This window comes from Streptomyces tirandamycinicus, assembly GCF_003097515.1.
Taxonomy (GTDB): Bacteria; Actinomycetota; Actinomycetes; order Streptomycetales; family Streptomycetaceae; genus Streptomyces; species Streptomyces tirandamycinicus.
The window spans coordinates 1-12882 of the sequence record NZ_CP029188.1 but is presented as its reverse complement, the minus strand read 5'-3'; the positions used below and the strand labels follow the sequence as shown (position 1 = coordinate 12882).

General features: G+C 69.7%; 13 protein-coding genes and 1 pseudogene. 7 read left to right on the top strand and 7 right to left on the bottom strand.

Going from position 1 to position 12882, the window contains the following annotated elements; translation table 11 throughout:
* Window positions 1-86 precede the first annotated feature (86 nt).
* Window positions 87-398 (top strand): annotated as a pseudogene (locus DDW44_RS00070) (transposase); the annotation flags it as partial.
* Between the two features lie 35 nt (window positions 399-433).
* Here the strand turns inward: DDW44_RS00070 and DDW44_RS00065 are convergent.
* The gene (locus DDW44_RS00065) at window positions 434-1183 is read right to left on the bottom strand and encodes an NAD-dependent epimerase/dehydratase family protein (RefSeq protein ID WP_244224175.1); all 750 of its coding nucleotides are present in this window, start codon (window positions 1181-1183) and stop codon (window positions 434-436) included.
* A 449-nt stretch (window positions 1184-1632) separates the two neighbouring features.
* Here DDW44_RS00065 and DDW44_RS00060 point away from each other — a divergent pair, with 449 nt between their 5' ends.
* Window positions 1633-3690, top strand: coding sequence for an AlbA family DNA-binding domain-containing protein (locus DDW44_RS00060; RefSeq protein ID WP_167455461.1), 2058 nt, complete (start codon window positions 1633-1635; stop codon window positions 3688-3690).
* A gap of 655 nt (window positions 3691-4345) precedes the next feature.
* Window positions 4346-4888 carry a hypothetical protein gene (locus DDW44_RS00055; RefSeq protein ID WP_108905114.1) on the top strand — a complete coding sequence of 181 codons (543 nt, stop codon included), beginning with the start codon at window positions 4346-4348 and terminating at the stop codon, window positions 4886-4888.
* 179 nt (window positions 4889-5067) lie between these two features.
* On the opposite strand, the gene DDW44_RS00050 is transcribed toward DDW44_RS00055, so the two are convergent.
* The 3 genes from DDW44_RS00050 to DDW44_RS00040 form a co-directional block, all read right to left on the bottom strand.
* Entirely contained in the window at window positions 5068-5442 is a 375-nt protein-coding gene (locus tag DDW44_RS00050; protein WP_108905113.1) for a toxin Doc, read from the bottom strand.
* A gap of 3 nt (window positions 5443-5445) precedes the next feature.
* Window positions 5446-5688 (bottom strand): hypothetical protein, encoded by a 243-nt coding sequence (locus tag DDW44_RS00045; RefSeq protein ID WP_017950107.1) that lies wholly within the window; start codon window positions 5686-5688, stop codon window positions 5446-5448.
* A 565-nt stretch (window positions 5689-6253) separates the two neighbouring features.
* Window positions 6254-6841, bottom strand: coding sequence for a hypothetical protein (locus tag DDW44_RS00040; protein ID WP_108905112.1), 588 nt, complete (start codon window positions 6839-6841; stop codon window positions 6254-6256).
* Window positions 6842-6992: 151 nt separating this feature from the next.
* Here DDW44_RS00040 and DDW44_RS00035 point away from each other — a divergent pair, with 151 nt between their 5' ends.
* Both DDW44_RS00035 and DDW44_RS00030 read left to right on the top strand, forming a co-directional pair.
* Entirely contained in the window at window positions 6993-7970 is a 978-nt protein-coding gene (locus tag DDW44_RS00035) for an ATP-binding protein (RefSeq protein WP_167455460.1), read from the top strand.
* Window positions 7971-8147: 177 nt separating this feature from the next.
* Window positions 8148-9008: a hypothetical protein gene (locus tag DDW44_RS00030; protein ID WP_108905110.1), complete on the top strand. Its 861-nt coding sequence runs from the start codon at window positions 8148-8150 to the stop codon at window positions 9006-9008.
* A gap of 230 nt (window positions 9009-9238) precedes the next feature.
* On the opposite strand, the gene DDW44_RS31555 is transcribed toward DDW44_RS00030, so the two are convergent.
* Complete coding sequence (locus DDW44_RS31555) at window positions 9239-9685, bottom strand: hypothetical protein (protein ID WP_146206987.1); 447 nt, start codon at window positions 9683-9685, stop codon at window positions 9239-9241.
* A gap of 74 nt (window positions 9686-9759) precedes the next feature.
* Between DDW44_RS31555 and DDW44_RS00020 the strand changes: the two genes are divergently transcribed.
* Entirely contained in the window at window positions 9760-10071 is a 312-nt protein-coding gene (locus DDW44_RS00020) for a hypothetical protein (protein WP_146206986.1), read from the top strand.
* Window positions 10072-10423: 352 nt separating this feature from the next.
* Here the strand turns inward: DDW44_RS00020 and DDW44_RS00015 are convergent, their stop codons facing one another.
* Both DDW44_RS00015 and DDW44_RS00010 read right to left on the bottom strand, forming a co-directional pair.
* Window positions 10424-11299 (bottom strand): hypothetical protein, encoded by an 876-nt coding sequence (locus DDW44_RS00015; RefSeq protein ID WP_108905107.1) that lies wholly within the window; start codon window positions 11297-11299, stop codon window positions 10424-10426.
* Complete coding sequence (locus tag DDW44_RS00010) at window positions 11299-11538, bottom strand: hypothetical protein (RefSeq protein ID WP_108905106.1); 240 nt, start codon at window positions 11536-11538, stop codon at window positions 11299-11301. Before DDW44_RS00010 ends, DDW44_RS00015 begins: the two co-directional genes overlap by 1 nt.
* Before the next feature lie 313 nt (window positions 11539-11851).
* Between DDW44_RS00010 and DDW44_RS31855 the strand changes: the two genes are divergently transcribed.
* Entirely contained in the window at window positions 11852-12265 is a 414-nt protein-coding gene (locus tag DDW44_RS31855; protein WP_167455459.1) for a hypothetical protein, read from the top strand.
* The last annotated feature ends 617 nt before the right edge of the window (window positions 12266-12882 follow it).

The following is a 12882-nucleotide window of genomic DNA, read 5'->3' as shown; positions in this document are numbered from 1 at the left end:
CTACTCGGAGAGTTGCGCGATGGCCGCCTCATGACCAGGGGCTATGCGGAGATCGCTGCTACAGCACTCGACGGGACACCATCCTATCGAGACACGACCCCCACCGCGGCTGGCACTACAAGCCCCGAAAATTGCACGCCGACAAGGCATACGACATACCTCAACTGCGGAAATGGTTACGCGGCAAGCGCATCGCAGTCCGGATCGCCCGCAATGGCATCGAGTCCAGCGAACGACTCGGCCGACGTCGTTGGGTCATCGAATGCACCATGTCCTGGCTCACCGGCTACCGCAGACTCAACCACCGCTACGAGCGCCATCCCCACAACTACCTGGCCTTCCTCGGCCTCGCCGCCGCCCTCTGCTGCTACAAACGACTCATCCGCCTCACCACATAGGACACGGTGGGTGTTACTCATGTGCGGTTGAGTGGTCAGGACCGGAGATGTGGGAGGGTGAACTCGGGCGAGGCATAAGGGCCGGCCTGGGGTGACGTAGGGTCGGCCGGGAGCTCGGCTCCGGGAACGTCGACGGCGTGGCATTCGGCGTTGTCGACGGGTGTGTAGTCCAGTACCGCTGAATCCGGGACCTCCCAGAAACGGCGGGTGTTGGCGGAGACGGCGTACACGGTGGCAAACCGGGTGGAGGACGGGGCGGTCAGGGCAGCCCGAACGTAGCCGACGGCGTCGCGCGGGCTGAGCCACGTTGCCAGATGTCGGGGCTCGGTCGGGACGGGTTCGAAGCTGCCGATGCGCAGGCAGATGACGGACAGGCCGAATTTGTCGGCGTAGAGCTGGCCGAGGGCCTCAATGGCTGCCTTGCTCACGCCGTACAGGCCGTCAGGCCGTACGGGCTCTTGCGGCCTCGTGAAATGCCCGATGGGGTAGAAGCCGGCCACGCGGTTACTGCTGGCCAGCACCACCCGTTCGATGCCCGTTCGTCGTGCCGCCTCCAGCACGTGGTGGGTGCCGAGCACGTTGACATCGAGTAGATCCTCGAGCGGCGCTTCATCCGGCATACCGCCCAGATGGAGCACCTGGTCAGCGCCCGCGAGGGCCGATTCCACGGCGGCCGCGTCGCGCAGGTCGATGGTGTGCACGTCCTCGTTGTCGGCTTCCGGCCGCAGCGTCACCCGGTCGAGCAGGATCACACGCGTCGCTTCGCTCTGAAGTGCCCTGCGCACGACGGCCCCGATGTTCCCCGCCGCGCCCGTCACCGCCACCGTCCCCAGACGCACTGTGCCTCCCCAAGGCGATCTCGCCCTACGTATCCTCGGCGCTGGATTTCCACCGATCAAGTGACGGGACGCAAGAACAAGCCGTTGTCTGGCGATCGCCACGGCCGAGTACCAGCAGCGCTGCGAGGCGCTGCAGTTGTGCACGTCGAGTTGTACCTACTGGTGCACGTCAGGTGTACGCCGACACCTGCCCGAGTGGGGGTTGCCGGATGCGCGTTCCGGTTCCGGGCGGTGTCCTTGAGCAGGTGCTGGCGGATGTCGCTCTGCACGCCCAGCCCGGCGGCGCCCCATGTGAGAGGAGCGGCCCAACTAGGCTGGCCGCGCCGTGGGTTGTCTCCTGCGCCCGGCGGTGGATCGGTGCCGGGGTGTCGGTGCCGGGTCGTAGGGTCTTCTGCATGGCTCGTTCCTGGACGCGACTGCACGAGTACCTCGGAGCCCCGCCCGGCCCGGTGACCTTCGACATGGTGAAGAGGGCCGCAGGGGCCAACCTCGCCGAGTCCGACGATCTGGACTGGAAAGAGCAGCTGCCGCAGCCGCCGCGCGACGGTCGCTGGAACGAGCTGGCCAAGGACGTCGCCGCGATGGCCAGCACCCGCGGCGGCCTGCTCGTCTTCGGCGTGCGGGACAGGACCACCGAGCCCGTCGGTATCGACCCCGACGAGGTCAACAGCCAGCAGTACGCGCAGTGGATCCGCAACCACGTCCAGCCCTACCTGCCCGACGTCACCTTCACCACCCTCACCTCGCCCGACCGCGCCCTGAGCTTCCTGGTCATCGACATCCCTCCCAGCCCGATGGCGCCGCACCACGTCTACGGCACCGCGGCCAAGGACAAGGACCAGCAGGCCGCCGTCGTCCCCTACCGGGACGCCGACCACACCGCCTGGATGGCCGAGCACCAGATCGAACGCGCCTACCGCGACCGCTTCACCCGCACCCAGCATGCCCAGGACGAGCTCGAGTGGCTCATCGCCCACACCCGGGAGAACGTCCTTGCCGAGCAGGCCGAACCCTCGGCCTGGTTCCTCGCCGTCGCCCGCCCGGAGCGGCCGCTGCCGCGCACTGCCCCGCCGCTCGCGAGGGAGAACGCCGCCGAGGTCTGCGCTACCGCCCTCGCCTGCTCCCGGGACATGTCCCGCAACTACCACGTCGTCGGTCCCCTGACGGCGCTCAACGTCGTCATGTCCTACCCTCGGCCGGGGCTGCGCCGCTGGGTCTTCAGCACCCTGCCCCTGCGCACGGGCCGGGGGGTCCTCGCCGAGCTGCACCACGACGGCAGTATCGTCCTGGCCGCCAACCTGTCCTGGAAGGCCTTGCGCGGCGACCACGCCGACCCGGACACGGAGGGGATCGTGGTCGACGCGGATGTCACCGGCGCATCCTGCCGCGACGTCCTCGCGCTCGCCCGCGAACTCGGCCGCCGCCTGGGCGTGGACAGCACCGTCCACGTCACGGCCACCATCACCACCGCCCAACCGGCACCCCTGACCCCGGTCGTCACCGAGTACGCGAGCTTCAAAACGATTCCCGACCACGCACGCCGGCCGCGCCGCATCCAGCCGGTGACCGCCCTGGTGACCCTGGCCGACACCGACGACGTACTGCGCGAGAGCGCGCAGGAATCCTTCACCGACCTGATGAACCAGTTCGGCCTCACCGCCCGCCTGCAGCCGGGCTGCCCCGGGCTGCCCCGGGCTGCCCCGGGCTGCCCCGGGCCGGCTACGTCGCCGAAGCCTGGTGTCGTCCCCTGTTCGGGGGTTCGCCTCTCGCGGGGTGTCCGGTTCGGGCAGGCTCGCCTCGGCGGCCCCTTGCACTGCGCGGCCGCCGGAGGGACCGCAGTAACCGAGGTGAAGGGGAGCGGTGATGGTGGTGTGGGCGTCGGAGGAGTTCGGGGACCGGCATCAGGGTTTCGCGGGGGCGGTGCTGGCCGACGGCAGCGAACCGGCCCCGGTTATCTGGACGCCGGCAGCGGCAGTCACATGCCCAGCACGAGGGAGTGGTGGGCCTACGACGGCACCCTGGGCAGCCCGCGGCCTTCTCACCTGCGCGCGGTGTGCTCCTGCGGCTGGCGGTGCGAGCACCTGTACCGGATCGACTGGGGCACGGCCGCGGACGACCCGGAGACGGTCGACACCTCCGCCGCCCGCACGGACTTCGACGGCCACCTCCACGACCTCGAGGCCCGCTCGCTCCCGCTGCCCGCCGCGATGACGGATCTCGTGGAGCGCCTCGACGAGCAGCTGCACGACCTGGCCGCCGACTCCCCGCTGGCCGCCCTGAAGGCCATCGCCGCCCTGGAGCGCATCACCCTGCGCATCGCCCGGCACGCCGCGGCCGACGCCCAGGCGAGCGCGGACGAGGACGAGCTGTCCTGGGAAACCGTCGCCCGGACCTTCGGAACGGACCACGAGTACGCCCGCGCTCGCCTGATGCACTACCAGCTCCGCGTCTGACCCCGCAGACGTCCCCCGACCACGGTGGAGCACCAGCCTGGCGCCCACCCGAGAGGGGGGCCTGCCCACCGACTGCCGGCCCGTGAGGCCGCTGCGGCGGGCCTGCTGCCCGCCCGGCTGGATGCCGAAGGACGGGCGGCAGCCGTCCGGATGCTCGTCGACTCCCCGGCCCGGCGCCCCGCCGGACCCGGAGGGGCGGAGCGCGGGGTGTGCACGCTGCCCCCGGCAGAGGGCCGGTGATCTGGCACGGCTCGCACCGGGCACGGCGACGGCCGTGGTGTCGCTGCCGACGGCCGACCGGCCGACCCTCCGCTGAACAGCGCCCTGCGCAACGCCGAGCAGGGCTGGCCCGCCGTCTTCACCTCGGGGAAGATCACCCTGCGAGGCGCTGCAGCGGAAGGTCATCGCCGCCCGGTAGGGTCCCGCGGGTGCCGACCCTAGATCCGCGCACGCCCACGCACCGACGGGGCGTGACGGGAACGCAGAAGTGTCGTTGTCCGGGTGGTGCCGCCCTTCTGCTTGCGCTGTGACGGTGCCCGGCCGAGTGCCGCATCCGCCCGTGCCGGATGCGGACGGGTAGGCCCAAGGCGCGCCGCGTCGCTCACAGCGCCCCCGCGATGATCGCCGCTGCCTGAGGGGCGGCCGGAGACGACCCATGAGCAGTACCCCTTACCCGCGCAGGCGTCCGCAGCGGCGCAGCAAGATCCCGCGAGGACCGGAGCACACGAAGGGCCTGCAGCAGGTCCGCGATGTCCTGCCGCCCGCTCTCGGGGCCCGCACCATCCCACCCACTCCCAATCCGGTGCCGTCGCGGGCCGGGGACGACGCGGTGCCGCCGGAACTCCCGGCCCTGGTCGCCCACCACTGCCGGCACATCACCACCTACCTCGCCCGCGCGCAGAGCCACGGGCACCTGCACCACGGCAGCATGGGGGAGTGGCAGCGCCTGGTCCTCTACGCCCTGACCGACGCCCTCGCCCAGACCCACCTCCTCGTCGGCACCCTCGCCGCCCACCTCGAGCGCCAGGGCCTCGATCCCGACCTGCTGCGCCGCTACCTCCAGTCCCCCGACCCCGACCGCTACATCACCGCCCACGCCGTCGAGCACCTCGACGGGCTCACAGGCGCCGTGCCCGAGGAGCCGGCCGAGCCGGTCTGGACCGCGATCGGCCGGCAGATCGCCGCCCGAAGCACCTGACGACCGGCCCGGCTCGTGACGGGTGTCCTCGGGCGGGGGCCCGGCGGTCCGCCCGTCCGGTGGGCGTGACGCCGGGCCGTGGGACGCTCGCCGCACCGGCTGCGCGGTGACGATGCCGCCGCCCGGCCGCGCCCCGGTGTGGTTCCGGCTCTGTGGCGGCGAGGTCGTGTTCCGCCGGGTCAGAGAATGCGCCAGGAGCGCAGGCGGTCGGCGATGTCGTAGACGTCCAGGCGGAGCGCGCGGATGTCGTTGATCAGGTCCCGCCAGTGCTCGTAGGCGGCTTCCACGGTCTGCCCGGAGGCCCGGATGTAGGCGACGGCGACGCCGTAGCCGAAGAACTCGTTGCGGGCCGGTAGCGGGCGCAGCAGCACGATCTCCTCGAGCAGCACGGCGGCGCGCCAGTAGGCGTCCGGGTTGTAGCCGAGCCGCGGGGTGTTGACCCGGTGCCTGGCCGCGGCAGCGGCCAGGACGGAGAAGTCGTTGACGGTGAGTTCCTTGCCGAGCAGCTCTTCCTGGCGGTCCAGGAGCCACCGGTGGTCGATCAGCAGCTCCACGGGTCAGGCCGCCGCCTGCCGCGTGCTGTGCGGGAGCCCGCCGAAGTCGCGGTCGAACGCCTCGGCGATGCCGGGCTCGGTGATGGCGCGGCGGAAGGCGGCTGTGGCCGAGTCCAGGAGTTTGGCGTGCTCCTCCTTCTCGGCGAGCTCGGCGAGGTAGTCGCGCATGGTCAGCCCGCGCTCTGCGGCCAGGGCCTTGAACCGGTCCCGGGTCGCTGTGTCGATCTTGACGCTGGTGTCCTCCATACCTTGGAGTATGCCAAACGGCATGCCGGAAGGAATACCGTTTGAGGGAAACAGTCCGGCACCTCCGCATGGGCGGCCCGGTCCAGGGTGCAGCGGCCTGCACGCACCGGGCGCATCCCCGCTGTGCCCTCTGGATCGCAAGTTCGCCTCGATCGAGCGTCTGGGATATCAAGGCAAACGCACCCACAAGGCGCCTGTTTCGCAGACCCGGGCTGAGGCCTGCGCAGTAGCAAGCCCTTCTCCCGCTCGGATCCGGGTTCCGGCTGGCCGAGGCACCAGGCCGGAGTCACCGCTGCTCACCGCCATCGGCGACTACGACCCGAGCCGACAGCGCGGCACTCCCGGCACCGTGCTAACCCCCGCGGGCGCGGTGCGGTGTGCAGGCCATCGGTGGCCGGGTAGCCACGCGGTGGGAGCGGTGGGGTTCGTAGCGAGCCTGCTCAGATGGCTGCACGGTCGTACACGCGCAGCGGATGTGGTGCCGCAGCTGTCCGCCGACGGGGCGGGGGAGCCTGCCGCTGTGGCGTTCGTGTTCACCGACACCACGTCCGGGAAGAGCGGCGGGCTACATGCGTTTCGAGGAGACGGCAGGCTCGTCCAGATCTGGGTCACCGGGCGTGCCGAAGTAGTGGGCGTCCCAGGCGATCAGTTTGTCCCGCAGCCGGGCGAACTCGCCGGCCAGGTCCCATACGTCCTCGCTGGAGACTAGGCCGATCTCTGGACGGCTGAGGCCCTTCGTTCCCTTCACAGTTCGCCACCCGTGAGTCTCCTCGTCGTACGCCCAGCAACTGTGGATGTACCGGTTGCGCTCGTTGAAGCCAGCCGTGCACAGGTCCAGGTCGTGCAGCAGCGCTGAACGCTCTTGGGCGGGAATCCGATCCTCGGAGATCTGGTCCAGTCGGGACTTGGCCTTCTTGATGAAGTACGTCACCGATTCGTGAGGCTCGTCTGTGTAGGGCCGTTCGACATCACCGAGGTGGGCATACAGGCCGTGCAGGATGTACTCGACTTCCGCGGCGCGCTGCACGAGCACCCCGAGGCCGAGAGTCAGCGCCGCATGTTCCTCGCTCATCCCTTCAAGCAGTTCGGCTGTGTGGGGATGGATCTGCGGCGCCTCGGACTGGGGGAGGTCGGCGGGCGAGGGGAGGGGCATGTCAGGTCTTTCGGCGCTGTGAGAAGGGGGCAGACAGTCCGACTGCCGCCGACGCGCAACGGTTGTAGCGGAATCCCGAAGACCTGCAGTCGTTACGGGCGGTTGATGCGGCATGGACAATGTGTTCCGGCCTGCTGGAGGATGCCCTGTTATGGCGGATCACGTTCTTCTGGAAGCCGGGGACGACCTGGTGCGGCAGCTCTCTCACGAGCGGGAGGCGGTCAAGGCCGTTCTGGAACTGGTGTGGAACTCCCTCGATGCCGATGCGACCCAGGTCGATGTGATCGTCGAGCGATCCGCCATGGAAGGGGTGGACAAGGTCGTCGTGACCGACAACGGCGACGGCATCACCCCGGAGAAGGCGCGATCGGCGTTCAAGCGGGTCGGTAACTCCGACAAGCGCATGGGCGGGACGACCGATCGGCTGCTGCGGCCGCTGCACGGGAAGGCCGGCCGCGGACGACTGCGCGCCTTCGCCCTGGGCGATTCAACGCGGTGGACGAGCACGGCCCGTGCAGTGGACGGCCGGCTGATGCGCACCACGATCGAGTCCGAGATCCGCCGACGGACGACGTGGCGCATCGACTCGCAGCCGGCAGGCGAGACGGACCGGCCCGGCACAACGGTCGAGCTGTGGGGGAAGCAGTCCCGCCACCTCCTGCGGCTCCTGGAGACCAAAGCCGCCACCCAGATCACGGCAGCTCTCGCGCCCTATCTCCTGACCTGGACCGATGTCCGGGTCACCTACGACGGCCAGCGCATCGACCCGCGCACCCAGATCCAGGACGAAGACCACTCCAAAGACCTGACCTTCGAGCATGACGGGCAGACGCACCCCTTCACCGTCCGCCTGATCCACTGGCGCAGCAGCACGGAACGCACCATCGCCCTCTGCGACGCCGCCAGCGCTCCCGTGGAGACGATCGACGCCTCCGCCGAGCACGCCGACTTCTCCTACACCGCCTATGTGCTGTGGGAGCCCATGCCCCGGCACCGCAACGAGATCCCCCTGATCATGCTGGGCGGCGACACGCCCCTGACACCGCTGCTGCGTGCCGCCCGCGACTGGATCGCAACCCGGCTCGAGGAACGGCGCCGACGCCAGCGCCGACAGCTCGTGGACAGGTAAATCGCGGAAGGCGTCTACCCCTACCCGCGCCGCGCGGAAGGGGACCAGGCCCGTGCCGAACAGGCGACGTTCGACCTGGTCGCCACATCCATCAACCGCCACATCCCGGGCGACAGGACCAAGAAGCGCCTCACGCTCTCCCTGCTGAAGAACTCCCTTCGCCACGACCCGGACGAGATGGTCGAGATCCTGGAGAAGGTGCTGCGCCTGGGCAGGGACGACGTCAGCCACCTGCACGGACTTCTCCAGCAGACCAGCCTGTCCAACATCATCCGCGCATCGTCCATCGTCACCTCCCGGCTCCAGTTCCTGACCGCCCTCGAGCACCTGGTCTTCGACGAAGAGACCTACGGGCTGGTCAAGGAACGCGACCACCTCCACAAGATCCTCGAACGCGAACTGTGGGTGTTCGGCGAAGAGTTCAACATGATGCGCAGCAGCGAGATCGGCCTGACCCGCATGCTCGAACATCACCGGCGCACCGTGGGCTGGGACCCCACCCCCGACGGGTCCGTGCGCGCGGTCGACGGTGGCGCCCGGCGAGTCGACCTCATGCTCTCCGCCGAAAGCCACGAGCACGACCGCGTACGGCACCTCGTCGTCGAGCTCAAGGCTCCCTCCGTCGATGCGGACCGCGCACAGGCCGATCAGGTCGACGACTACATGCAGGCCGTCCTCAACGACCCCCGCTTCGCCAACGTCGATACCACCTGGGACTTCTACCTCGTCGTCCGTTCGATCAAAGACCGGCTGATGCCGCGCGTCCGCCAGGCCGGCCATCCGGAGGGCCTGTACAGCGAGCCCACGAGTTTCGAACACGCACGCGTCCGGGTCTGGGTGCGGACGTGGTCCGAGATCCTGAGGGAGGCCAAGCAGCGGCTGGAGTTCGTCAAGAACGGCATCGACCACAACCCCTCCCTGGAACAGGCCCTCGAGTACCTCCGGCACCGTCACGGGGACCTCATCCCCGACCTGCTGCGCCGGCCGGCGGCCATTCCCACACCGCGCTCCGGGGCAGCGCGCAATCCGGCCGTCTGATTCAGCCGGCGTCGGGCGCCGGAGACGGTTCCCGGTGCCGGACCGTCCGGGAGCGGGCCGCACGGCGGCTGCCGCTCGGGATGCTGGCACCGAGCTCCTGGTGGCGCCGACGTCTGTGCGCACCATCTGGTCCCGATGCCCGGGATCAGCAGATGGCTGCCGGCCCTTGGATGCTCCTCGGCATGCCCGCGCACCGCTCGGGTCGCCTCGCGCCGGGTTCGCACAGCTGATCAGTAGAGGAGGAGAGCTCGGTAGCGCCTTCCGGTCTCCTGGTCGACGAAGTCGATGGCTTCCGACGGCCCGGCATCCACGATCTCGACCCGAATCCGTGAACCTTGCATGCGCAGCTTCTGATTGATCGGAGAGACCTGGCTGTCCAGCTCTGTTCGAATCTTGAGTTCTTCTTCCGGGTCGCGCGGCGGAGGCCGGTCGTCCTTGAGCAGGCGGACGATCGGCTCACGGCCGTACCGCTCGAAGATGCGGGTCTCCACGAAACCTCGCGACTCCAGTGTTCTGACGGCTCGCGCTGTGGACTGGAAGTCCGACCGCTCGGCCTTCTGCCCTTCCTTCGGGGTGACGAGTGCCCAGCGCAGTACCCACGCCCCAGGGCATGCCTGCTCGATGCGCTCCAGCGTCCCCAGGATCCGCCGCTGAACGGATCCAAGCCCTCGACTCATGAGTTAAGTGTTCCAGAGCGTCAACACGGAAGCCCGGATACAACACATAGACCGGGATCGGGATGCTCGTCGTCATGAAGTACTCGATCGCGGCAGACGCCGCCTCCCTTCAACTCCTCCCCGTCCCGGGCGAGTTCTTGATCAGTCACATCACGTTCGTCTGCTTCGTCGTTGTATTTGCCGCTTTCGCGGCCTTCGCGCTGGTGCTCCTGTACCGGAAGACCGGGACGAGCGGGACGAGTGCGAGTTCTCCGTCCCGCGTGCCCGACTCGACGGTGGCGCCGACCGGTCGGCCGAGTTCGATGAACCGGTGGACGATCGCCGGAGTTGTCGTCGCCGCGCTCGCACTCGTTATCGCCGCTGTGCAGCTGGCCCACAGCTGGTGACGCTTCGCCGGAGCCCTGTCCGAGGGCTCCAGCGTCGCTTGTCCAGGCCGCCGAGTATCTCGACGGCCTGGATGCGGCCCCAGCTGCTGGTTGTGAGTCCTGAGCTGCAGGGAATGGCCCTGGCCCCGACAGTGGGGGACCCCCGCGTCGGGCGATCTGTTCCGTCCGATCCGACAGGGGCGTGCGACGCGACGCGCCGGCCCCGAACCCTACCGAGCACACCATCGCCGCAACCGCCTCTGGACGCCCCGGCCCGCCGCGGACATCGCCACGCGCTACTCGGCCCGCGGCGGGGTCGTATGCCGCGCACGGTGAATCGCCGGAGCTGCGCTGCCCTGCGCCCACGCGGGGTTCACGGGCGCGTCGCCCGGTTCTGTGCGGTGAGGTCGCGGAGCCGGATGCGAAGGTCGCCCGGCTTCGCGCTGTCCGCGGCCTGCTGCTGCAGCGCCTTGAGCTCGTCGTCGGTGAGCTGGTCGACCCAGGCGACGTCGCGTCGGTGCTCGGCTTCTTCCTCGTCGCGCAGTTGCTGGTCGTACCAGTCGAGCTCGGGTTCGGCGAGCCAGTGCCGGGCGGCCTCGTCTTGCTGGCGCCGCTCCTCGGCCCGCTCGGCGATGTCGCACGGGTAGACGGCCGGGGGCCGCGGTCCGGCCAGGATCCGTCGGCGGGCGGCGAGCAGCGCGGTGGTGGTTTCCTCGCTCGCGCCGCAGGCGTCCGCGAAGCCGGTCAGTAGCAGCTCGTTGGGCAACTGCTCGCCATGCAGGGCGCGGCGGAGCGTGCTGCGCGAGAACCGGCCCTGGCCTCGGGCGGTGAGCTCCTCCAGGGTGGGATCGCCGGCCTCGGCGCGTATGCGGTTCATGGCCTTGGCCAGCCCGGCCTGGGTGGTGATGAGGCCCGGTACGTAGCGCATGCGAGGTGTGGGCCGGGGCGGCCGTGCGGCGCTCGCGGCCGCCTCCCACAGTGCTTCGCCGGCCTGCTCGGCAGCCTGCACCGCGTGCCTGTCGGCGGTGCCCCGGGCGTGGGCGTGGACAGTTCCCCGGGCGAACGCCAGGACGGTGTTCTTGGTGGGCAGCCGGCCGTCCAGGGCGCGGCGCAGCGTGCACGTGGAGACGGGCCGTCCGCTCGCGTGCGCCCAGCGGGCGATGCTGTCGAAGGTCAGCGACCCTTTGCTGGCGCGCAACCAGCCCCGCAGCTGGGCCAGTTCGACCGGTTCACCGGGCGGGCGGCTCATCAGCGGCCGCCGGTGAGTGCGGCGAGCAGGCGGCCCGATCGGCCGGTCACCAGCAGGAGGCCGGCCGCTGCGGCGAGCGCGGTCAGCACGGCGGGGATCGGGCGCTCGAGGGCCGCGAGCACCGTCACCGCGGCGATGGCGGCGACGATGACCGTCGTCTCGCCCGCGGCCAGGTGCCCGGACACAGCGGGGGCGGCGGGCGAGATGTCGCAGGGCTCGGAGGGCGGGACAGTGGGCATGACGGTGTCTCCACGTGGGATGTGCGGGTGCTGGACGGCCGCGGAACTGCCGGGAGTTCGCTGGCGCAGTGAGCCGATGGTGACAGCGTCCGCACCCCGAATGCGAGCCGATCGACGCAGGGCCCGCAGCCGACGTACCTTCCGCACCCTGCACATATGCACAGGTCAAGGGCAAGAAGCGAGCAACGAGCCGTCCACGCCGCTCCCGGCGCAGAAGCAGTCCCTGCTCCCGCTCGGACCCGGGCTCCGGCTGACCAATGCGCACCGGCATATTGCGATCAACGCAATTCTTTGCGATGATCACAATATGAATGTGTTCAGTGACATTGCGGCGATCCGCTTCCCGCTCCCCCCGCCGGGCTCGGTCACTCCACCGGATCTCTACTTCGACGCCTATGAAGAGGCCGAGCGCCTGCGTGCCGAGGAGGCGGAGAACCTCCAAGCCGCGAGCGAGGGTCTCGATGCCGACCCGCTGCTCCTGGCCCTGCAGGACGCCCGGGCCCGCAAGGCCGCGGCGGATGCCGAGATCCGCCAGCTCCTCGCCTACGGCCGGGAGTTCCACGGCGCCCGCCCCTACCGGCTGGAGACCCTGTCGGAGGCCAGCGGCATGACGACCTCCGGCATCCGCACCGCCTACGGGAAGGACGAGATCAAGCAAGTCGAGCACACCATCGGCCGGGAGCCGAACCGGCGCACCGCCAAGTCGCCCACCAAGGAGGCCCATTGACCCAAGACCAGGACACCTGCCTCTGCCCCACGCCCTGGCCCCGTCTGGCCGCCGTCATCGAGCAGTGCGAGTACACCGTCACACCCGCCCCCGCGCACAGCCCGACCTCCGCGCTCTACCTCGCCCACTGCGCCGTGTGCCAGACCCCCTACACGCGCCCCTGGAGGCGGATCCCGCCCACGGGACCGGCAGACATCCAAGCCGCGGGACTCATCGAGCACCCCGAGAGGCACCGCGCGAGATCCGAATCCACCAAAAATCTTGGCACAAGAAAGTACCCACAACAGGGGTAGAAGACCCTGAGACAAGACCTCATCCCGCTGCATTTTGATGCAGCATCAGCAACCAGCGCCCCACCCTCGCTGCTGCCGGCCCGCGAAGCGGGCCCAAAAAGGGCTCGAAGGCGAAGCCGGAGAGCCCCCAGGCAGGGAAGCGCAGCGCCCTGCCCCATGTTGTTGGAGCGAAACGGAAACAACACAACTCGGCGAAGCCGAGTACAGCACAACGCGAAGCGTTGTGCCTGTCACTTCACAACGCCCGCGCGAAGCACGGGCGTTGCCCTGGGAAGGTGCGCAGCACCTTCTTACCCATGGAGGACGGCCATGGCAAAGATCCTT